The sequence below is a fragment of the Hafnia sp. HMSC23F03 genome, from assembly GCF_001816025.1.
Taxonomy (GTDB): Bacteria; Pseudomonadota; Gammaproteobacteria; order Enterobacterales; family Enterobacteriaceae; genus Hafnia; species Hafnia paralvei.
This window is the reverse complement of record NZ_KV824216.1, coordinates 1-20,771: the sequence shown is the minus strand read 5'-3', so window position 1 is coordinate 20,771 and position 20,771 is coordinate 1. Positions and strand designations below refer to the sequence as shown.

At 46.6% G+C, this 20,771-nt stretch carries 18 protein-coding genes; 8 read left to right on the top strand and 10 right to left on the bottom strand.

Going from position 1 to position 20,771, the window contains the following annotated elements; all coding sequences use genetic code 11:
* Positions 1-9 precede the first annotated feature (9 nt).
* From atpB to asnC, 6 genes are all read right to left on the bottom strand, one after another.
* Positions 10-789 (bottom strand): F0F1 ATP synthase subunit A, encoded by a 780-nt coding sequence (atpB, locus tag HMPREF3091_RS08340; RefSeq protein ID WP_004093894.1) that lies wholly within the window; start codon positions 787-789, stop codon positions 10-12.
* Positions 790-854: 65 nt separating this feature from the next.
* Positions 855-1,235, bottom strand: a complete 381-nt coding sequence (gene atpI / locus HMPREF3091_RS08335) for a F0F1 ATP synthase subunit I (protein WP_004093893.1) — start codon at positions 1,233-1,235, stop codon at positions 855-857.
* A 641-nt stretch (positions 1,236-1,876) separates the two neighbouring features.
* Positions 1,877-2,497, bottom strand: a complete 621-nt coding sequence (gene rsmG, locus HMPREF3091_RS08330) for a 16S rRNA (guanine(527)-N(7))-methyltransferase RsmG (RefSeq protein ID WP_070715321.1) — start codon at positions 2,495-2,497, stop codon at positions 1,877-1,879.
* Positions 2,498-2,627: 130 nt separating this feature from the next.
* Positions 2,628-4,517, bottom strand: a complete 1,890-nt coding sequence (gene mnmG / locus HMPREF3091_RS08325; RefSeq protein WP_070715319.1) for a tRNA uridine-5-carboxymethylaminomethyl(34) synthesis enzyme MnmG — start codon at positions 4,515-4,517, stop codon at positions 2,628-2,630.
* A 386-nt stretch (positions 4,518-4,903) separates the two neighbouring features.
* Positions 4,904-5,347 (bottom strand): FMN-binding protein MioC, encoded by a 444-nt coding sequence (gene mioC, locus HMPREF3091_RS08320; RefSeq protein WP_004093886.1) that lies wholly within the window; start codon positions 5,345-5,347, stop codon positions 4,904-4,906.
* 90 nt (positions 5,348-5,437) lie between these two features.
* The gene (gene asnC, locus HMPREF3091_RS08315) at positions 5,438-5,899 is read right to left on the bottom strand and encodes a transcriptional regulator AsnC (RefSeq protein WP_004093884.1); all 462 of its coding nucleotides are present in this window, start codon (positions 5,897-5,899) and stop codon (positions 5,438-5,440) included.
* A gap of 154 nt (positions 5,900-6,053) precedes the next feature.
* Between asnC and asnA the strand changes: the two genes are divergently transcribed.
* Positions 6,054-7,046, top strand: coding sequence for an aspartate--ammonia ligase (asnA, locus tag HMPREF3091_RS08310; RefSeq protein WP_004093882.1), 993 nt, complete (start codon positions 6,054-6,056; stop codon positions 7,044-7,046).
* 3 nt (positions 7,047-7,049) lie between these two features.
* On the opposite strand, the gene viaA is transcribed toward asnA, so the two are convergent.
* On the bottom strand, positions 7,050-8,504 hold the full coding sequence (viaA, locus tag HMPREF3091_RS08305; RefSeq protein ID WP_070715317.1) for an ATPase RavA stimulator ViaA: 1,455 nt from the start codon (positions 8,502-8,504) through the stop codon (positions 7,050-7,052).
* A 1-nt stretch (position 8,505) separates the two neighbouring features.
* Positions 8,506-10,014, bottom strand: a complete 1,509-nt coding sequence (gene ravA / locus HMPREF3091_RS08300; RefSeq protein ID WP_070715314.1) for an ATPase RavA — start codon at positions 10,012-10,014, stop codon at positions 8,506-8,508.
* 261 nt (positions 10,015-10,275) lie between these two features.
* Here ravA and kup point away from each other — a divergent pair, with 261 nt between their 5' ends.
* The 7 genes from kup to rbsR all read left to right on the top strand — a co-directional run bounded on the left by kup (position 10,276) and on the right by rbsR (position 18,272).
* Positions 10,276-12,144 carry a low affinity potassium transporter Kup gene (kup, locus tag HMPREF3091_RS08295; protein WP_035503629.1) on the top strand — a complete coding sequence of 623 codons (1,869 nt, stop codon included), beginning with the start codon at positions 10,276-10,278 and terminating at the stop codon, positions 12,142-12,144.
* Between the two features lie 287 nt (positions 12,145-12,431).
* Positions 12,432-12,851, top strand: a complete 420-nt coding sequence (gene rbsD / locus HMPREF3091_RS08290; RefSeq protein WP_070715311.1) for a D-ribose pyranase — start codon at positions 12,432-12,434, stop codon at positions 12,849-12,851.
* A 7-nt stretch (positions 12,852-12,858) separates the two neighbouring features.
* Complete coding sequence (gene rbsA, locus HMPREF3091_RS08285; protein WP_070715310.1) at positions 12,859-14,364, top strand: ribose ABC transporter ATP-binding protein RbsA; 1,506 nt, start codon at positions 12,859-12,861, stop codon at positions 14,362-14,364.
* 6 nt (positions 14,365-14,370) lie between these two features.
* Positions 14,371-15,351, top strand: a complete 981-nt coding sequence (rbsC, locus tag HMPREF3091_RS08280; RefSeq protein ID WP_004093868.1) for a ribose ABC transporter permease — start codon at positions 14,371-14,373, stop codon at positions 15,349-15,351.
* A gap of 24 nt (positions 15,352-15,375) precedes the next feature.
* Positions 15,376-16,263, top strand: coding sequence for a ribose ABC transporter substrate-binding protein RbsB (gene rbsB / locus HMPREF3091_RS08275; protein ID WP_004093866.1), 888 nt, complete (start codon positions 15,376-15,378; stop codon positions 16,261-16,263).
* A 56-nt stretch (positions 16,264-16,319) separates the two neighbouring features.
* Positions 16,320-17,243, top strand: a complete 924-nt coding sequence (gene rbsK / locus HMPREF3091_RS08270; protein ID WP_070715309.1) for a ribokinase — start codon at positions 16,320-16,322, stop codon at positions 17,241-17,243.
* Positions 17,244-17,270: 27 nt separating this feature from the next.
* Positions 17,271-18,272: a ribose operon transcriptional repressor RbsR gene (gene rbsR / locus HMPREF3091_RS08265; protein ID WP_035503627.1), complete on the top strand. Its 1,002-nt coding sequence runs from the start codon at positions 17,271-17,273 to the stop codon at positions 18,270-18,272.
* Here rbsR and mdtD read toward each other — a convergent pair.
* Positions 18,247-19,686, bottom strand: a complete 1,440-nt coding sequence (gene mdtD, locus HMPREF3091_RS08260; protein ID WP_004093859.1) for a multidrug transporter subunit MdtD — start codon at positions 19,684-19,686, stop codon at positions 18,247-18,249. The two genes, rbsR and mdtD, sit on opposite strands and share 26 nt — an antisense overlap.
* An 11-nt stretch (positions 19,687-19,697) precedes the next feature.
* Entirely contained in the window at positions 19,698-20,390 is a 693-nt protein-coding gene (locus HMPREF3091_RS08255; RefSeq protein WP_070715306.1) for a FadR/GntR family transcriptional regulator, read from the bottom strand.
* Between the last annotated feature and the right edge of the window lie 381 nt (positions 20,391-20,771).

Below are 20,771 nucleotides of genomic sequence, written 5' to 3'. Positions count from 1 at the left end.
TTAAAAATATCAGTGCTCTTCAGACGCCATCGAGAGATAAACGATCGTCAGAACCATGAAGATAAAGGCTTGCAGCGTAATAATCAGGATGTGGAAGATAGCCCATGGAACATTGAGCACCCACTGTGACCACCACGGCAACAGACCGGCAATCAGGATGAAAATCAGCTCGCCGGCATACATGTTACCGAACAGTCGCAAACCCAGTGAAACTGGCTTAGACAACAGGCTGACGCCTTCCAGAATAAGGTTGATAGGAATAAATACAGGATGATTAAACGGCTGCATGGTCAGTTCTTTTACGAAACCGCCCACACCTTTCATCTTGATGCTGTAGAACAGAATCAGAATGAATACGCCCAGAGCCATAGACAAAGTGATGTTTACGTCAGCAGTAGGAACAACGCGCAGCGCTGGTAAACCAAGAACATGCTCACCGATATAAGGTAAGAAGTCGATTGGCAGCAGATCCATCAGGTTCATCAGGAAAACCCAGACAAACACAGTCAGAGCCAGAGGGGCAATAACCTTGCTTTTACCATGATACATGTCGCGCACGCTGCTATCGACAAAGCCGACAACCAGCTCAACCGCACACTGTAATTTACCCGGAACACCGCTAGTCGCGTTTTTAGCCACTTTGCGGAAGATAACCAAGAAGAGTAGGCCGAGGACAACGGAGAAAAACATTGAGTCAATGTTAATCGACCAAAATCCCGTCCCAATCTGAAGCTGTGTCAGATGGTGACCGATATACTCTTGTGGCGTAGAGATTTCTCCTGCAGACATGATGCCTCTTACCCTTTAAGTAGTTAAGTACGGTAACTGTTTTAATTAAGGCCGTTTATAACAGGTCAGTTGCTACGACCTATCATTGCTGGTGCCACGATTTGAACAACCAACACAGCGATATAAGTCAGGCCAAGCGGGAATAACGCCGCCTTAAACCACCCCAGTGACACGATCATGAGTACAATCGTGCTGACGACCTTTAACGCCTCACCAATAGCAAAAGACCATGCTACTCGGCCTCCTGCTGGAGTATGAGCTTGATGACGCAAAGCAAACAGCATAAAAACGACGCTTGGCAACCACGCTGACAATCCACCGAGAACGGCTGAATAACCCCAGCTTATCTCTTTAGTTGCAAAGCCGATGCCGAACAGAACAAAAGTCAGTAACTGCAGAGCCAGTAATTTTCGCGCTGCCTTGCCGTTAAAAAGCGTTACAGACATGACGTTTGCTCTCTCCGTACCCCTTTAGGGTATGCTGATTGAGTGACGTAATAAAACTGCCTTTACGAGGCCGAGTCAAGCTAGAAAAACGTGCAAATTATACGGTTCACACCAGCAAATTCAATGGATAAGTAGCGAAAAAGTGAATAATAAATTAAATATTTTCACCTTTTAACTACGATCACTAAGAATCATCAGAATATCATATCTCATTCCTTTGTCCGACAATTCCACCATTACAATCCACGGGTGATCACAGATCACAAAAATAAAAACAGAGAAGTCTTATATACCATGTGGTCTCTCACCCCGTTTTAGCTAAATGAGCGCTTTAAATTATTTAAAATCATAACGTTAAATTTTGAATATTTGAGCTTCATTTATCAAACCGGAACGAAACATATTATTGACAAATCAGACAACTTTAATTGTTTATTCCTACCTCTAATCCACGGTGAATTAGTCGATGAAATTAATTAAATCACGTTAATCGAGAACCTGAATACCCATAATTTAATCGTTTAAAACGCTTATATGTGAAATAAAAGTAAAAAATAAAAAGCTACCACGCTAATGATTTAGTGTATTAATGGTTAGTTTTCATCGGTAACTTTCTTAACTTTTTTTGACAAAAGACAAAATTAGTTTGTTTTGAGAATGACCAAATGTCTTTCACCATCAAGCGTAGGCACATGCAAACGCTCAACGGAAACTAGCTCAACGCCATTTGGAAGCTGGGATAGCTCTTCATCAGGGCGCACACCTTTCAACGCGTAAAAGCGGCCAGACTCAGCCTTTGGCAGATGGTGACACCAAGAAAGCATGTCTTGGAGTGAAGCAAATGCACGACTGATAACACCGTCAAACGGGGGTTCCGGTAAGAACGCTTCCACACGACTTTGCACAGGCTCAATGTTGGTTAGCTTCAATTCATGCTGTACTTGGCGCAGAAAACGCACGCGTTTACCCAAACTATCAAGAAGGGTGAAATGGGATTCAGGACGAACAATCGCCAACGGGATCCCCGGTAGACCAGGGCCTGTTCCGACATCAATAAAGCGCTCGCCTTGCAGGAAAGGGTTAACCACGATGCTGTCGAGGATATGACGCACTAACATCTCTTTAGGATCGCGCACAGAAGTCAGGTTATAAGCCTTATTCCATTTGTCCAACAAGCCTACATAGCCTAAAAGCTGTTGTTTTTGCTGATCGGTTAGCGAAATCCCAGCCTGAGCCAGCAGCGTATCGAGTTGTTTTTGCACAGAAGAATCCTCAGTCAGACATCGACATCAGCCAATAAAAAGGCCTAATGCGGTATGATGCAGCGAAAAGGTGACATAGTGAAGCTTAGCTATAAAAAAACCGCACCGTTTGGTGCGGTTTTATGCAGATTTATGCACTACGGCGCAATAAGCCCTGCTTTTTTAGCCAAATAAGCAAAATAGAAATAGCCGCAGGAGTGATCCCTGAAATTCGCGATGCTTGGCCAATAGAACTTGGCTTGTGATCGTTAAGTTTCGCGATAACTTCGTTAGAAAGACCTGAAACCAGAGAGTAATCCAAATCTGCTGGCAGCAAGGTATTTTCATTGCGCAGATGTTTTTCAATCTCTTCCTGCTGACGCGCAATGTAGCCTTCGTATTTCACCTGAATTTCAACTTGTTCGGCTGCTTTCTCATCATCTAGTGCGGGAGCAAACGGAGCTAACTGGGTTAACTTGGTATAATCAATTTCAGGGCGGCGTAGAAGATCTTCGCCGTTGGCCTCACGTGATAATGGGGCTTTCAACAACGTGTTCAGCTCAGCAACTTGTTCAGAATTAGGGTGCACCCAGATTTCACGCAGTCGTTGACGCTCACGTTCGATATTTTCCAGCTTCTGATTAAAGTGCGCCCAGCGAACATCATCAACCAGACCCAGATCTCGGCCAATAGCCGTTAAGCGCAAATCGGCGTTATCTTCACGTAGCATCAAGCGATACTCCGCACGCGAAGTGAACATGCGATAGGGTTCCTTGGTACCCAAGGTACACAGATCGTCCACCAATACGCCTAAATAGGCCTGATCGCGACGTGGCGACCAACCTTCATCGTCATTAGCAAAGCGACCCGCATTAAGACCCGCTAATAATCCTTGGGCAGCTGCTTCTTCATATCCAGTAGTGCCGTTGATCTGTCCAGCAAAGAACAAACCCTGAATAAATTTGCTTTCAAGTGTCGGTTTCAAATCACGCGGATCGAAGAAATCATATTCAATGGCATATCCAGGACGAACGATGCGCGCATTTTCCATACCTTCCATCGAACGTACGATTTGCATCTGAACATCAAACGGCAGGCTAGTCGAAATACCGTTTGGATAGATTTCGTTGCTGGTCAGTCCCTCTGGCTCAAGGAAGATCTGATGCGCATTGCGATCGGCAAAACGCATCACTTTATCTTCGATAGAAGGACAATAACGAGGCCCGATCCCTTCGATGATCCCAGCATACATTGGGCTACGATCCAAATTATTTCGGATCACCTCATGAGTGCGCTCATTGGTATGAGTGATGTAACACGGCATTTGTTCAGGGTGCTGGGATGCATTTCCCATAAACGAGAATACTGGAGAGGGATTATCACCGTATTGCGGTGCTAAGACCGAGAAATCAATCGTTCTTGCATCAATACGTGGCGGCGTACCGGTTTTCAAGCGGTTGACTCGTAGTGGCAATTCCCGCAGACGGCGAGAAAGTGCAATTGCAGGAGGATCCCCAGCACGGCCACCGCTGTAATTTTCCAAACCAATATGGATCTTGCCGTCAAGGAAAGTCCCTACGGTCAAAACAACCGCTTTAGCACGGAACTTTAGCCCCATCTGGGTTACAGCGCCGACGACACGATCGTTTTCAACAATCAGATCTTCAACTGCTTGCTGGAAGATCATTAAATTAGGTTGGTTTTCCAATGCAGTACGAACGGCCTGTCGGTATAGCACTCGGTCAGCCTGAGCACGGGTAGCTCTTACAGCGGGCCCCTTGCTGCTGTTTAGTATCCTAAACTGAATACCACCGTGGTCAATTGCGGTTGCCATTAGGCCACCTAGCGCATCAACCTCTTTAACCAGATGTCCCTTTCCGATACCACCGATCGCAGGGTTACAGGACATTTGTCCAAGCGTATCAATGTTATGCGTTAATAATAGAGTTTGACGACCCATGCGGGCTGATGCCATTGCAGCTTCTGTACCTGCATGGCCACCACCGATGATGATGACGTCAAAAATATCTGGATAGAACATGGTACTGCACCTCGCGAAAACCGGAAGGCTATGAACGATCGTTTTTGCCTTGGGGTGGGGATTCTACTCAAGTTTAGAGGAAGGTCAAACGGGTAGGAGAATCACTAAGTATTAAAAAGATCTTTTTATTTAAGGATCTTTTTATTAGATCTTACTACTAGGATCATGATCCTCTGTGGATAAGCCAAATTTCAATATGAAGATCAATCATCTAGTGTGGATCATTTACTGTGGATGATCGGTGATCCCAAACCGTATAAGCTGGGATCTAAATGGCACTTTATACACAGCCTGAAAAACGTACAAGGGTTGTTCTTGGGATAACTACCGGTTGTTAGACCTATTTAAGCCTAGTTATCCACATACCGATCGCACAATTTGTACGCTTAATTGATAACTTTGACCCAATTCGTGAGCCAAATCTCAGCGGGATCTTCAGGAATCTCGTGTTTAGTCACATCGATCTCAAGTACTTCACCGATCCGTTGAGCCCCTGATGCGATCAAAACGCGATCCACAATTTTGATCCCACCACAGAAAGTATCGTACTCGCTGCTTCCAATTCCGACTGCGCCAAAACGAACCTGAGTCAGATCGGGTTGTTGGGTTTCAATTTGTTCAAATAAAGGTTGAAGGTTATCTGGAAGTTCACCAGCACCATGAGTTGAAGTGACCACCAGCCAAATACCTTGCAATGGAACTTCATCAAGTTCGGGTCCGTGCAGAATTTCAGTTGAATAACCCTGCTCTTCTAGCTTTTCAGCCAGATGTTCAGCTACGTATTCGGCACTACCTAAAGTACTGCCACTGATCAGAGTAATGTCAGCCATAACGATCCCAACCTTTATAAAGGCGGCTATTGTACGCCGGGAAAGGTCTGGGATCTACCTGTGGATAATGTGGGTATGAAAGAAAATAACTTAGGGGGTAATATCGCGCATGATCGGATTCTGTAAGGAGATCAGCGTTTCTGTCGACTGGATTTCGTCAATGGTTTGGATCTTGTTGATAAGTACATGCTGTAGTGCGTCAATTGATCGTGTCATGACCTTAATAAAGATGCTGTAGTGCCCTGTGGTGTAGTAGGCCTCGACCACTTCTTCTAAACTTTCTAGCCGTGCTAACGCTGAAGGGTAGTCTTTAGCACTTTTTAAAATGATGCCGATAAAGCAGCAAACGTCGTAACCCAATTTTTTTGGACTCACCTGTATGCAAGCGCCGGTAATTATCCCGGCCTGTTTCATTTTCTCTACGCGAACGTGGATAGTTCCAGGGCTTACGTTGAATACCTTGGCTAATTCAGCGTAAGGCGTGCGGGCATTTTCCATTAATGCGTTCAGGATGCCGCGATCGAGATTATCGATCTGGTAAATTTCTGCCAATTTATCACCTCTTTTTTAGCGATCTGTTATTTTTACCCTTTAGAAAATGATGGAATAAAACCTAAAAGGCAATATTTATTGTTGGATATTGAATCTTGGTACCATTCTGTTGCTTAATCTGTTTTAACAAAGACAGGTTAATGTGAGAACGGCAATGAAAAAACAATTTATACAAAAACAACAACAAATCAGCTTCGTAAAATCTTCCTTCTCTCGTCAGTTGGAAAAACAGCTAGGTCTAATTGAAGTTCAAGCGCCAATACTGAGCCGTTTGGGCGATGGCACACAGGACAACCTGTCTGGGTGTGAAAAGGCGGTGCAGGTAAAAGTGAAAACGCTACCGCAAGATACGTTTGAAGTCGTGCATTCATTGGCTAAATGGAAACGTAAGACACTCGGTATGCATGATTTTGGCCCAGGTGAAGGCTTATATACCCATATGAAAGCCTTGCGTCCGGATGAAGATCGCTTGACGCCTATTCACTCGGTTTTCGTTGATCAGTGGGACTGGGAGCGAGTGATGGGCGACGGTCAACGTACGCCTGAGTTCTTGAAAGAAACCGTGCGTAAAATCTATGCTGCGATGAAGGCGACCGAAGCGGAAGTTGCCGCAGAGTTTGGTATCGAACCTTCCTTACCGGAAGAGATCCACTTTATTCACAGCGAAACGCTGCTACGTCGTTTTCCTGATCTGGATGCTAAAGGACGCGAGCGTGCCATTGCCAAAGAATTTGGCGCGGTATTCCTAATTGGGATCGGCGGCAAGCTGTCTCATGGTCAGCCACACGATGTTCGTGCTCCGGACTATGATGACTGGACCTCGGTTGGTGAAGAAGGTTTTGCGGGTTTAAACGGTGATATTGTGGTGTGGAACCCAGTATTAGAAGATGCGTTTGAGCTTTCTTCCATGGGGATCCGTGTTGATGCCGATACTCTGAAGCGCCAGCTGGCACTGACTGATGATGAAGAGCGTATGAAGCTTGAGTGGCACCAATCGCTGGTCCGTGGCGAGATGCCACAGACTATTGGCGGCGGCATCGGCCAGTCTCGTCTGGTTATGCTGATGCTGAAACAGAAGCATATTGGTCAGGTTCAGTGCGGTGTTTGGGCGCCAGAAGTTCGTGACCAAGTGGATGCGCTGCTGTAATCGCTAGCGTTTCCAACGGCGCAAAAGGCGCCCTTTGATCCCTGTGTTAAAACGCCAGATGTGATCAAAGATCTTCATAATGCCGGGTTTGCCGTGCTCAGACATAGCCACTGCGTGAAAACAGTGGCTATTATTTTGTTGTAGCTGGCGGATCTGCTTCATCATCTCTTCAGGTAATCGCTGGGCGATAAAGTCAGAGATAACGACTGCGTCAGCCTGTTTCCATGCCGATTGTTTCATCATGGCTACGGTATATGACAAACATTGGGCCAAATCCGTCCCTCCTCTAAATCGCTGAGAGAGAAAACGAATTGCCTGATCGATACCTGAATCTGCTGTTAGCTCATACTGCACGACGCTGCTGGAAAATAGCATGATGTAGCAGCGGCGGTTATCTGCAAGAGCTACGCGCAGTAGCGCCAAGCAAAATGCTTTTGCACATTGCTCGTTGAACCCTCCCATGGAGCCGGAGGTATCCACGCAAACAATAAAAGGACCGCGTGGCTGTTGGTGTGTTTTCTGATAGGTGATCGGACGCTGGAATTCCTGTTCACGCCATACGTCTCCCTGTAGACGATAGCTCAGCAGGCGTTTTTCGAGTAATCGGCGATAGAATTCAAACTCCAGTTCATCCATCCCAAGCATAGAAAGCTCTGTGGGTAAAAGACGTAAAATATCGTCACTTTGATGAATACCGCTGACTTCTTCCGGCATGATAGCCGGTTCTCGCACCATGACTCGAGCGGTTTCCTGCTCGGTACTCTGTTTATCTTCTGCGGTAGACGCTCTGCTACGTCCCAGCTGTTCGGCCAGCTTTTTTAATTCTGGTTGCTGAGCAAGAAAATCGCCATATTGCACCATCAGTTGATAGTCGCCGTGGTGCAGTTCTCCGCGGCTTAAGTCCCACAGCTTACCTGCCGCGTTTTCGTTATCCACCAGCACGGGCTCAAGCGCACCGCTGATTTGCATACGCTGCTGTAATTCGGCCTGCAATAGCTCGCGTTCTTCGTCCAAAACCTGATGATGTAATGTCAGCGTTCTTGCTATCAAACTTAAGCGCCAGCGCTGTAAAAATAAGGTTTGGAAACTAATGCTACGGGGAGTGCTACCTTCGGGACATAATGAGTCTGCCTCATAGATAAAAGGCGATTCTTGCTCGCGCAAGGCAGCCAACGTGTTCGGGAGCTGTTGGAAGAAGTCCGAACTTTGTAAGCCGAGCTGGTGCTGGTAGAGCGTGAATTCGCGCGCTAGATCGTCCGGCACAGACGTGTCTTTGATCCTTTGCTCTAAGCGTCGTCGCCAACTAGGAAGATCGCCTTCAAGGATCGTACGCAGACGCGGAAATTTTTCGAAAAAGAGAGCCAGCTGCGGAGCCGCCATCAATCCGATTAAAAAATCCTGCATTAGCTCGTTTTCATTGACGACCAAAAAGGCTTCGACGGCTTCAAGACTCGGCATTTCACGCGCCCTTTAGGGTTGTTTTTAAAGTACGCAACTTTTCATCGATACCGGCCAGGCTAGCTTCAATTTGCGCTAACCAATCACTACTCACAAATAAGCAAGGCTGGTGTGAAGCGAACAATCGGCGTTGTTCAGCTAGCGTATTTTCTATCTGTTGGATTTTTTCTTGAACGTCTGCGGGAACGTCGCCATTTCTTTTTCCCGGCAAGGAAAGCATGGTGGTTTGATAGCTTACATCACGCACCTGTAATTGGTGCTTGTCGTCTAACGTGATATCTACAGGCAGGGCAAAGCCAATACCGTTGAGTTTGGCACGGAACTCTCCCCCTTTTTGTAACCAGCGGGATAGGTCGCCTGAATCCGTCACGATATGGGTCACTTGCATATCGTGAATTTTTAACGGCTTAAATAGCATTAGCGTGACTTTGCCTACAGGAAAATCGTCTGGCAAAGAATGCACCTGCTTACGGTTAAATAAACCTGACTTTACTGGCAGAGTCATTGCTTGTTGTTGGCTTTGGTCACGTTGTGACTGTAACCAATTGGCCTCGGCCTGCTGTAGCTGTAATAACAGGTTTTGTTGCTGATAAGCCTGATCGGTCAGCATTTGTTGAATTTGCTGATTTAGCATCTGTCGTGATGCAAAGTCATGCCATAGGCAATCTTTGAGCAAAATAAGATCGAGTGGAGCCAACTCCGAGCGGCCACTGAAGAACGCACAGGCTTGTAGCAACCGAAGCGCTTTTTTCCAGCGACGGTCAGAGATATATGGCGCATCATCTAGCGTATTGATTCTTTGACGAAGTTGGTAAATGAGCTCGAAGCAGTGAGTCGGCAATGTGACTTTGCCTATTTGCGGCTGCCAAGCATAAAACTCTTCATCTGAGATACTTAATGCTTCAGGAACTGGATTCGCATTTTCATCCTGACTGCTGGTGAGCAGCGCGCGGAAGTTTTGCTTTTCTTGTACCTTATCCAGCCAGAGTCGAATAAGCATACGGTCGTATAATGCTTCTAGGCTACTGTCTGCTTCAGGAAGTTCGTTAGAAGCGGTCACCAACAAACGCATAGGAATGGGTTCTTCACTGTCTCCATTACGAAAGCGGCGTTCGTTAATCGCGGTGAGCAAGGTATTTAAAATGGCAGGCCCTGCTTTCCAAATTTCGTCCAAGAATACGATTTCGGCTTCTGGCAAATATCCGTGGGTTAAACGTAAGTAGCGACCTTCATCTTTGAGAGCCTGAATAGACAGTGGGCCGAAAACTTCTTCCGGAGTTGAAAAGCGAGTCATGAGATATTCAAATGCGCGTGCATGGCGAAACGCAAATTTTAAGCGACGGGCGATCAGGCTTTTTGCAATTCCCGGCGGCCCCAGTAAAAACACGCTTTCACCGCATAGAGCGGCGAGTAGACACAGGCGAATGGACTCTTGTCGTTCGTAAAGTCCGTTTTCCAAAGCATGGCTGAGCCGCGAAATACGTTCGGCCAATTGGCTAGATTGCGTCATAATGGTCCCATTCATAACAAGGATTGTTTTGTTTTATCGACTTCTTGGCGCGTTGACCAGCTTTATTTTACTGCTTAGCTTGTTGATTTTTTTAAACCTTTCTAAGCTTGTTATAGGCTGGTTACCCTAGGCTCAGTCATATTTCCTTTATCCTAAATAGTAGGAAATTGTGCTGATTTATGCATACTGTGCGTTTCTTATAAGCGCTCGGTCTGTCAGTACACGCATCGCTTATAGATGTTACAGCAAAAGAAACAAGTTATGAGTTCAGAGCATAAACGTTCATTAACGACAGTCACACTGGCCGCAATCGGTGTAGTGTATGGCGATATAGGTACGAGTCCTTTATATACCTTACGCGAGTGTTTTTCTGGTCACTACGGTTTTAGTGTTGAGCCGGAAATAGTCTTTGGTTTTCTTTCACTGATTTTCTGGATGCAGATCCTTATTGTATCCCTTAAATACCTAACTTTCGTCATGCGCGCAGATAACGCCGGCGAAGGGGGGATATTAACCCTAATGTCATTAGCGGGGCGGAATACTGCACCTAAAGTGACGGCGATATTAGTGATCTTGGGGTTAATTGGTGGCAGCTTCTTCTATGGGGAAGTTGTGATTACGCCAGCAATTTCGGTGATGTCAGCAATAGAAGGCCTTGAGATTGCAGCACCGTCTCTTGATCCCTATATTGTTCCTCTCTCCATTCTGGTTCTGACCATTCTGTTTTTCATTCAAAAACATGGAACGGGGAGTATTGGTAAACTCTTTGCGCCGGTCATGGTGCTGTGGTTTCTCACGTTGGCCGTCCTCGGGGCTCGCAGCATTATAGATAACCCGCAAGTACTCACTGCGCTAAACCCGAAATGGGCTATTGGGTTCTTCGTTGAACATCGTTCAATGGCATTCTTTGCATTGGGCGCAGTGGTGCTTTCTATCACGGGTGTTGAAGCTCTGTATGCCGATATGGGACATTTTGGTAAGAAGCCAATTCGTTTAGCGTGGTTCTTCTTTGTCATACCGTCTCTTATCCTGAACTACTTTGGCCAAGGGGCGTTGCTACTGAAAAATCCAGAGGCGATTAAAAACCCATTCTTCTTGCTAGCACCTGATTGGGCATTGATTCCACTTCTTATTCTGGCGACTTTTGCGACGGTTATCGCTTCACAGGCGGTTATTTCTGGCGTCTTCTCATTAACGCGACAGGCTGTTCGTCTCGGCTATCTGCCTCCGATGCGCATCATTCATACCTCTGATATGGAAGCGGGACAAATATATATTCCTGCAATCAACTGGGCGTTGTATATCTCGGTGGTTATTGTTATCGCGAGCTTCGAACATTCCAGTAATCTGGCTGCGGCTTACGGTATTGCCGTGACAGGAACCATGGTATTAACCAGTATTCTCTGCTGTACCGTTGCCGTGAAAAATTGGCACTGGAATCGCTTTGTGGTCATGATTTTGATCGCGGGTCTGTTATGTATGGATATCCCTCTCTTCACTGCCAACGCGCTGAAATTCTTCTCTGGTGGTTGGTTGCCGCTTGCATTGGGGCTTGTGATGTTCATCATTATGACCACATGGAAAAGCGAGCGTTTCCGCCTGCTGCGTCGTTTACATGAACATGGTAACTCTTTGGAAGCAATGATTGCCTCATTAGAGAAATCCCCACCGGTTCGCGTGCAAGGGACTGCTGTTTATATGTCGCGAGCGATGAACGTCATTCCTTTTGCTCTGCTACATAACCTCAAACATAACAAAGTGCTGCATGAACGGGTGATCTTGCTTACGCTTCGCACGGAAGATGCTCCTTATGTACACAATGTTCGCCGTGTGACCATTGAGCAACTGTCGCCGACTTTCTGGCGAGTCGTTGCGAGCTACGGCTTTAAAGAAACGCCAAACGTAGAAGAAATCTTCCATCGCTGTGGCTTGGAAGGATTGCCGTGTCGGATGATGGAAACCTCGTTCTTCATGTCTCACGAATCGCTGATCTTGGGCAATCGCCCGTGGTACTTAAAAGCTCGTGGCAAACTGTTTATGGCCTTAAGTCGAAATGCACTGCAGGCTGCCGATCAATTCGAGATCCCGCCAAACAGGGTGATCGAGCTCGGTACGCAGGTGGAAATTTAGGTATTAGACTTAATGCATATACCTAGATAGTCTTTCCGCAAGGTTTGGGATGCGCATCCCGTGCACCCAAACCTTGTGAGACATCCTTCCCTCGTTGGTTTTCCCTACTCATACCTAAACGCTGAAAATGATAAGCCGTTTCAGCTTAATGTCCCATATCAGCTGAAACGCTTCTGCCAGCGAAACGTTTCGATAGAGATCACATTTCTTCATATTATTTATTGTCTCTGTGTTATTAGCTCCTAAACTCTCTCTTAAGCGAAACGTTTCGCTGACGGAGCAAATAAATGAAAAAAGGCACTTTACTCAACTCTGAGATTTCCTATCTCATTTCACGTTTAGGTCATACCGACGCCATTGTTGTCGGTGATGCGGGACTTCCAATTCCTGATTCGACTCAGCGTATTGATTTAGCGCTGACTCATGGAGTTCCCAGCTTTTTGCAGGTCGTTGATGTGATTACGCAGGAAATGCAGGTTGAGAAAGCGGTTATTGCGCAAGAGATGCCTAGTAATAACTCCGAGGTTCATGAACAGTTACTTGATCACTTGAAACAACTCGAACAACACCAGGGAAATACCATCACGGTGGAGTATGTCAGCCATGAGCAATTTAAAGCGCTGAGCTCTACCAGTAAGGCCGTCATTCGCAGCGGAGAGTGTTCTCCCTATGCCAATGTTCTGCTTTATTCTGGCGTAACCTTCTGAGGCCGCTATGCAACCGTTATTAGCCTTAAAAGGCATTGATAAAGGCTTTCCTGGGGTTAAAGCCCTGTCTGGTGCCGCGCTTAATGTTTATCCGGGACGCGTAATGGCGTTGGTCGGTGAAAATGGTGCGGGTAAGTCCACGATGATGAAAGTGCTAACCGGTATCTATCAAAAAGATGCGGGAACTCAGCACTTTTTGGGCAAAGAGGTCGTTTTTAATGGCCCTAAGTCTTCTCAGGAAGCGGGTATCGGTATTATTCACCAAGAATTAAATCTCATTCCACAACTCACCATTGCCGAGAACATTTTCTTGGGGCGTGAGTTTGTTAACCGTTTGGGCTGCATTGATTGGAAAAAGATGTATGCCGAAGCGGATAAACTTCTGGCTCGTTTAAATATTCGCTACAGCAGCCATCGGCTGGTGGGCGATTTATCCATCGGCGATCAGCAAATGGTGGAGATCGCCAAGGTGCTGAGCTTTGAATCCAAAGTCATCATCATGGATGAGCCAACAGATGCTTTAACGGATACTGAAACAGAGTCTCTGTTCAAAGTGATTAATGAGCTGAAGGCTGAAGGGCGCGGCATAGTTTACATTTCACACCGTTTAAAAGAGATCTTCGAGATCTGCGATGACGTCACTATTTTCCGTGACGGGCAGTTTATCGCTGAACGTCCTGTCAGTGAGTTACAGGAAGACTCTCTCATTGAAATGATGGTTGGTCGAAAGCTGGAAGAGCAATACCCACGCTTAAACCAGCCGCGTGGTGAGCTCCGATTGCAGGTGAAAGGCTTGTATGGGCCTGGGGTTGAAAACGTTAGCTTTGATCTTTATCGCGGAGAGATTTTAGGCGTATCTGGATTGATGGGAGCAGGGCGCACTGAACTGATGAAGATTCTGTATGGCGCGTTACCGCGTAAGCAGGGATTTGTCATGCTCGACGGCCGAGAGGTCGTGACTCATTCACCCCAGGATGGTTTAGCGAACGGCATTGTTTACATCTCTGAAGACCGTAAGCGTGACGGTTTGGTTCTGGGGATGTCCGTTAAAGAAAATATGTCGCTTACCGCATTGCGCTACTTCAGCCGTGCCAATGGCTCACTCAAACACACCGAAGAGCAAGAGGCCGTTAGCGATTTTATGCGCTTATTCAACGTGAAAACACCGTCAATGGATCAGCCTATCGGACTACTTTCTGGGGGGAATCAGCAAAAAGTAGCCATTGCGCGTGGTCTCATGACGCGCCCAAAAGTTCTGATCCTTGATGAACCCACTCGCGGTGTAGACGTTGGCGCCAAAAAAGAGATCTACCAACTTATTAACCAGTTCAAACAAGAAGGTCTGAGCATCATTTTGGTGTCTTCAGAAATGCCCGAGGTGCTTGGCATGAGTGACCGCATTTTGGTTATGCATGATGGTCATCTGAGTGGAGAATTCCCTATTGAACAGGCAACCCAAGAAGTGCTGATGGCAGCCGCCGTTGGCAAGCAATACGGCGTGAAGCAGGAGTAATCGCAGATGAACACCCAGACAACCCAGAAACAAGGTGGGTTTAGTAAAGATCAGTTAAAAACGTTGTTGCTGGAACAAAAATCGCTGATCGCCCTGCTGGTGCTGATTGCGGTCGTGTCCTCAATGAGCCCTAACTTCTTTACACTCAATAACCTATTCAACATTTTGCAGCAGACGTCGGTCAACGCCATTATGGCGGTGGGGATGACGCTGGTGATTTTAACTTCGGGCATTGATTTATCCGTTGGCTCATTACTGGCCGTAACTGGCGCTGTCGCAGCCTCCATTGTTGGATTAGAAGTTAACGCATTTATTGCTGTATTTGCTGCTCTCGCTTTGGGCGCCGCCATTGGTGGTTGTACTGGTGTTATTGTTGCAAAAGGCAAAGTTCAGGCATTTATCGCGACGTTGGTCATGATGCTGCTGTTGCGCGGTGTCACGATGGTGTACACCAATGGGAGCCCGATTAATACCGGCTTCTCTGATGCGGCGGATCTCTTTGGTTGGTTTGGTATTGGCCGTCCTCTTGGCATTCCGACACCCATCTGGCTGATGGTTATTGTGTTTGCGTTGGCATGGTACATGCTGCACCACACTCGTCTTGGTCGTTATATCTATGCACTAGGCGGTAATGAGTCAGCAACTCGCCTGTCTGGTATCAGCGTCGACCGCGTCAAAATTATTGTTTATTCGCTGTGTGGTTTGCTCTCTGCCTTGGCGGGTGTGATTGAGGTTGCTCGTCTTTCCTCAGCGCAGCCAACGGCGGGTACAGGCTACGAGTTGGATGCTATCGCCGCCGTTGTACTGGGAGGAACCAGTTTGGCGGGAGGTAAAGGCCGCATTATGGGGACTTTGATCGGGGCATTGATTTTAGGCTTCCTCAATAATGGGCTGAACTTACTGGGTGTTTCGTCTTACTACCAAATGATCGTTAAAGCAGTGGTTATTTTGCTGGCGGTTCTGGTAGACAACAAGAGCAACAAATAATCTTCCCTACAGGAAACGACGATAATGAATATGAAAAAACTGGCAACGTTAATCTCCGCAGCAGCTTTAAGTGCAACCCTTAGCGCGAACGCAATGGCGCAAGATACCATTGCGCTGGTGGTATCAACGCTGAACAACCCGTTCTTTGTCTCCATGAAAGATGGTGCGCAGAAAGAAGCGGATAAATTAGGCTATAAGCTGGTTATTCTGGATTCTCAGAACAACCCGGCAAAAGAGTTGGCTAACGTACAGGATCTAACGGTACGTGGCACCAAGCTGATGCTAATTAACCCAACTGATTCCGATGCTGTTGGTAATGCGATTCTGATGGCTAATCAGGCAAAAATTCCGGTAATCACCTTAGACCGTGCAGCGAACAAAGGTGAAGTTGTAAGCCATATCGCTTCTGATAACGTTGCGGGTGGTAAAGAAGCTGGAGAATTTATTGCGAAGAAGTTGGGTGACAATGCCAAAGTGATTCAGCTAGAAGGTATTGCCGGAACGTCAGCGGCTCGTGAGCGCGGCGATGGTTTCAAAAAAGCGCAGGAAGAACACAAGTTTAATATGTTAGCTAGTCAGCCTGCAGATTTCGACCGTACCAAGGGTCTGAACGTGATGCAGAACCTGTTGACCGCGCATCCTCAGGTACAAGCCGTATTTGCACAGAATGATGAAATGGCGCTGGGTGCTCTGCGTGCGTTGCAAACCGCTGGCAAAAGCGATGTATTGGTCGTTGGCTTTGACGGTACCGCTGATGGTGTAAAAGCGGTTCAGCGTGGCAAATTGGGTGCAACCGTTGCTCAACAGCCTGAGCAAATTGGCGTAATTGGCGTAGAAACAGCGGATAAAGTATTGAAAGGTGAGAAAGTGCCGGCCAATATCCCTGTTGAGCTGAAACTGGTTACCGAGTAATAAAAACGCCGCCGCAGACAATTCTGCGGCGGTGTCCATTTAAGGGATTAGGTAAGATGCAAAAAGGCAAATTGGTGGTGTTGGGCAGTATTAATGCTGATCATATCTTAAATATTGAGCACTTCCCTCGCCCGGGAGAAACCGTTCTAGGTCAGCAATATAAAGTGGCGTTTGGTGGTAAAGGCGCTAATCAAGCGGTCGCTGCTGGCCGTAGCGGTGCCGATATTTCCTTTATTGCATGCGTTGGACAGGACGATATTGGCGAACGCATTTGTCAGCAACTTTCTAGTGATAACATTGATACTCAAGCAATAGGTGTTATTGAGGGACAAACCACTGGTGTTGCTCTGATTTTTGTTAATCAAGACGGCGAAAATGTCATCGGTATCAGCGCTGGCGCTAATGCTGCGGTAACACCTGATTATTTATCGCGTCATCAGAAACTGATAGAAAATGCCGATGCACTGTTGATGCAACTTGAGTCACCGCTAGAAACCGTCATTGCCGCTGCTAAATTAGCTCGTCAGCACAATACGCAGGTGATTTTAAATCCGGCCCCGGCTCGCGAACTGCCCGATGAACTGCTTTCTAATATTGATGTCATCACGCCAAATGAAACAGAAGCAGAAAAGCTGACGGGTATTGCTGTAAAAGATGATATCAGCGCTCAGCGTGCGGCTGAGATTCTGCATCAAAAAGGAATTCAAACTGTGCTGATAACCTTGGGAAGCCGTGGTGTATGGCTCAGCCAAAATCAGCAGGGAAAAACCATTCCAGGATTTAAAGTGAAAGCCGTCGATACTATCGCTGCAGGCGATACGTTCAACGGTGCTTTAGTGACCGCCTTGTTGGAAGGCGTGGAAATTCATGCTGCAGTACGTTTTGCACATGCGGCTGCCGCGATCGCTGTTACGCGTGAAGGCGCACAGCCGTCCGTTCCTTGGCGCAAAGAGATTGATTCTTTTCTCCAGTCACATTAAGAGTAGCGGTATTAGGAGTAGCTCTGCGTGACCACCATGAAAGACGTCGCCCGCTTAGCGGGCGTATCAACGTCCACCGTTTCCCATGTCATCAATAACAACCGCTTTGTGAGCGATTCTGTGCGCGACAAAGTGTTATCTGCGGTCAAAGAGCTTAACTATGCGCCTTCCGCATTAGCGCGTAGTCTAAAGCTCAATCAAACTCGAACCATCGGTATGCTCGTCACGACCAGTAACAATCCTTTTTTTGCTGAAGTGGTTCGTGGCGTTGAGCGCAGCTGCTATGAGCGCGGCTATAGCCTTATTCTGTGTAATACCGAAGGGGATGCGTCTCGTATGAACCAGAGTCTAGAGACGTTGCTGCAAAAGCGCGTTGATGGCTTATTGATGATGTGCACCGAGAGCTATCGACCGGCGCGTGAAATGCTGAGCCGCTATCCATCATTACCCACCGTGATGATGGACTGGGCCGTATTTGATGGTCCAAATGATGTAATCCAAGATAATTCATTTTTCGGTGGCCAAATTGCTACTCGGCATCTGTTAGAGCGTGGCTATACCAAAATTGCCTGTATCGCTGGGCCAAAAGATAAAACGCCAGCATGGGAGCGCTTGGAGGGTTTCCGTCATGAAATGCAGATGGCGGGGATTCCCATTCCTGATGAGTATGTCATTTTCAGTGATTTTGAGTTTTCAGGCGGCGTTAACGCGATGAATCAGTTACTCGCACTGCCTGAACCACCCCATGCAGTATTCACAGGCAATGATGCGATGGCGGTTGGCGTCTATCAGGCTTTGTATCGTGCAGGATTAAAAGTTGGCGAGGATGTCGCAGTTATCGGCTACGACGATATAGAGATGTCTCAGTATCTTTCCCCACCGTTAACCACCATTCACCAGCCCAAAGATGAGCTGGGGGAGTTAGCTGTGGATACGCTCTTACATCGACTCATGAATCTTAGCCTAGAACCCCAAACTCTGGTTTTAACGCCAGAGCTCATGGTTAGGGATTCTGTTGGGCAGATTTAGTCTCTCGGCTTTTTCTACGTAGCTGCGCTTTACGCCCTTTAATTAAGGCATCGCCATCGGTAGGGCGCAGCATTAAGAAGATCAGCGCTGACAGAATGGTCACCATACCCATAGTAATAAAGGTGTAGTGGAAGTGATCGACTAATGAGCCAAACGACAGTGAATCGTAGAATCGCAATACCGCTGCACTGACAGCAACCCCAAAACTAATTGATAGCTGCTGAGTTACTGCTAAAACACTATTCCCTGCGCTGGCATTTTTATCGGTTAAATCACCTAATGAAATGGTGTTCATCGACGTAAATTGAGTCGACATCACCATGCCCAGTAAGAATAGCGGCAAAACCAACATCCATAGCGGCATATCAGGTGTTTGCAGAGAGAACTGGGCAATCATCACGCCAATAATCATCGTCACACACACCAGCGTCTTACGATAACCAAATCGACGCAAAACGCCGGTTACGGTCGATTTCGCGATTATTGAGCCAATGGCTGTTGGCGCCATCATACAACCCGCAATGATGGCTGAATAACCGAAGCCGACTTGCAGCATTAAAGGCATCAAGAAAGGGATACAGCCAGTTCCAAGGCGTGATGCTACGTTGCCAATGATACCAATAGAGAAAGTACGCGTTTTAAAGAGTGGTAAGTCGATGAGCGGCTGCGGGTGAGCGCGAGCATGAAGAACATAGATAAATAGGAGTGCTATCCCAGCGAACAATATTAGCCATGCATATACCATTGGTAGAACATTCTCGCCAAACAGCTCCATGCCGGTAGAAAGGCAAACTAAACTTAAACCAAAAACTAAAAAGCCCACATAGTCGAAGCGTCTGGTCGGTGCCGTGAAATCAGGCATGTAACGGCGAGCGTAGAAAATACCGGCAACACCAATCGGAATATTGATTAGAAATATCCAGTGCCAGGTTGCAACGGTGACTAACCACCCACCCAGCATTGGCCCAACAACTGGACCAATCAAACCCGGCATGGTGACGAAGTTCAATACAGGTAATAGTTCGCTACGAGGATAGGCTCGTAGCAATGCTAGACGAGCCACTGGCATCATCATCGCGCCGCCAATTCCCTGCAGCACGCGTGAACATACTAGCATCGCCAATGAGCCAGAAAGAGCACAAGATAACGAACCTAGTGAAAACAAAGATACGGCGAAGATAAATACTTTACGCGTACCGAATTTATCAGCAACCCATCCACTGACAGGAATGAGCATCGCGACCGTTAACGTATAGCTAATGATGGCTGATTGCATGGCGAGTGGGGAGCGATCCAAACTACGCGCAATGGACGGAATAGCTGTATTTAAGATGGTTGCGTCCAAAGCTTGCATGAAAAAAGCCATGGCTGCGATCCAAGGCAAGCCAGCCATACTACGGGCAGTTTTCGTCATATATGTACCGTTTATTCGTCTTTTTGTCCTAACAAAGCCTGACAGGATATAAATGCAGTCATACTGTCTCCTGTCAAAATAGCGTCAACAATATCTTGATGAAGACTTAGTTTAATGACTTCATCTCCAGTAATAGCCCTGAAGTAGCTCTGGTAAACAGAACTAAATAGGTTCGCGAAAGAGGTAAGGAACGGATTTGCACTAGCTTTATAGATAAGCTGGTGGAATTGAACGTCAACCTTGATCCAACGCTCTCGGTCAAATCGCGAGTTCAATTCACGCATTTCATCCATTAATGCACTGAGTTCCTCTTTTTGCTCATCAGAAGCATGAAGTGCCGCTAATAAACATGCCTGAGGCTCTAGAGCTGTTCGTAGAACCAAAAAATGTTCTTTTACATGTTCGAAGTTTTCGCGAGTTAACCACCAAGTTAACAGTTCCTGATCCAGAAAGTTCCAGTTGCTGCTTGGCATGACTCGAGTACCAATACGCGGGCGTGGTAATACCATACCTTTAGCTGCCAACATTTTTACAGCCTCACGAACGGCAGTTCGGCTGACACCATAAATGTCACCAAGCTCAAGTTCCCCAGGCAGGATACTACCGGCTTGATATTCTCCGGAGAGAATGCGCTGCCCAATCTTTTCCGCTAATAAATAGGAAAGATTACGCTGTGCGGCTTGTTGTTGTGCGTTGAGTTGCATGTCTTCAGATCCTATTTGGCATAATTACCAATGTTTCCTTCTTATTTTATCCTACAAAAGAGAAGAGCAATTGCTTTATTCGGTTAAAAGAGGCTCATATATTATGTTTTTTAAGCTTAATGCCGAAATATTATACGTTCAAAAAGTTTTATGAAATAAACACTTGTCACCAGCTCAGAAGTCCCTATAATGCGCCACCACTGACTGAGAACAACGATGTAAACATCGCTTGGCCAGTAGATGATTTATCGAGTTATGTAGTTTGTTGAAAAATAAATGCTTGACTCTGCGGGCTAAAAGCGTAATATACGCAGCCCACGCCAATGAGAACTTACGTTCGATTGGCGCTGCTCTTTAACAATTTATCAGACAATCTGTGTG

Excerpts from the sequence above, each read along its gene's own strand:
- atpB (WP_004093894.1), bottom strand. The coding sequence starts at position 789 with ATGTCTGCAGGAGAAATCTCTACGCCACAAGAGTATATCGGTCACCAT.
- atpI (WP_004093893.1), bottom strand. The coding sequence starts at position 1,235 with ATGTCTGTAACGCTTTTTAACGGCAAGGCAGCGCGAAAATTACTGGCT.
- mnmG (WP_070715319.1), bottom strand. The coding sequence starts at position 4,517 with ATGTTCTATCCAGATATTTTTGACGTCATCATCATCGGTGGTGGCCAT.
- mioC (WP_004093886.1), bottom strand. The coding sequence starts at position 5,347 with ATGGCTGACATTACTCTGATCAGTGGCAGTACTTTAGGTAGTGCCGAA.
- asnA (WP_004093882.1), top strand. The coding sequence starts at position 6,054 with ATGAAAAAACAATTTATACAAAAACAACAACAAATCAGCTTCGTAAAA.
- viaA (WP_070715317.1), bottom strand. The coding sequence starts at position 8,504 with ATGCCGAGTCTTGAAGCCGTCGAAGCCTTTTTGGTCGTCAATGAAAAC.
- ravA (WP_070715314.1), bottom strand. The coding sequence starts at position 10,014 with ATGACGCAATCTAGCCAATTGGCCGAACGTATTTCGCGGCTCAGCCAT.
- kup (WP_035503629.1), top strand. The coding sequence starts at position 10,276 with ATGAGTTCAGAGCATAAACGTTCATTAACGACAGTCACACTGGCCGCA.
- rbsD (WP_070715311.1), top strand. The coding sequence starts at position 12,432 with ATGAAAAAAGGCACTTTACTCAACTCTGAGATTTCCTATCTCATTTCA.
- rbsA (WP_070715310.1), top strand. The coding sequence starts at position 12,859 with ATGCAACCGTTATTAGCCTTAAAAGGCATTGATAAAGGCTTTCCTGGG.
- rbsC (WP_004093868.1), top strand. The coding sequence starts at position 14,371 with ATGAACACCCAGACAACCCAGAAACAAGGTGGGTTTAGTAAAGATCAG.
- rbsB (WP_004093866.1), top strand. The coding sequence starts at position 15,376 with ATGAATATGAAAAAACTGGCAACGTTAATCTCCGCAGCAGCTTTAAGT.
- rbsK (WP_070715309.1), top strand. The coding sequence starts at position 16,320 with ATGCAAAAAGGCAAATTGGTGGTGTTGGGCAGTATTAATGCTGATCAT.
- mdtD (WP_004093859.1), bottom strand. The coding sequence starts at position 19,686 with ATGACGAAAACTGCCCGTAGTATGGCTGGCTTGCCTTGGATCGCAGCC.
- HMPREF3091_RS08255 (WP_070715306.1), bottom strand. The coding sequence starts at position 20,390 with ATGCAACTCAACGCACAACAACAAGCCGCACAGCGTAATCTTTCCTAT.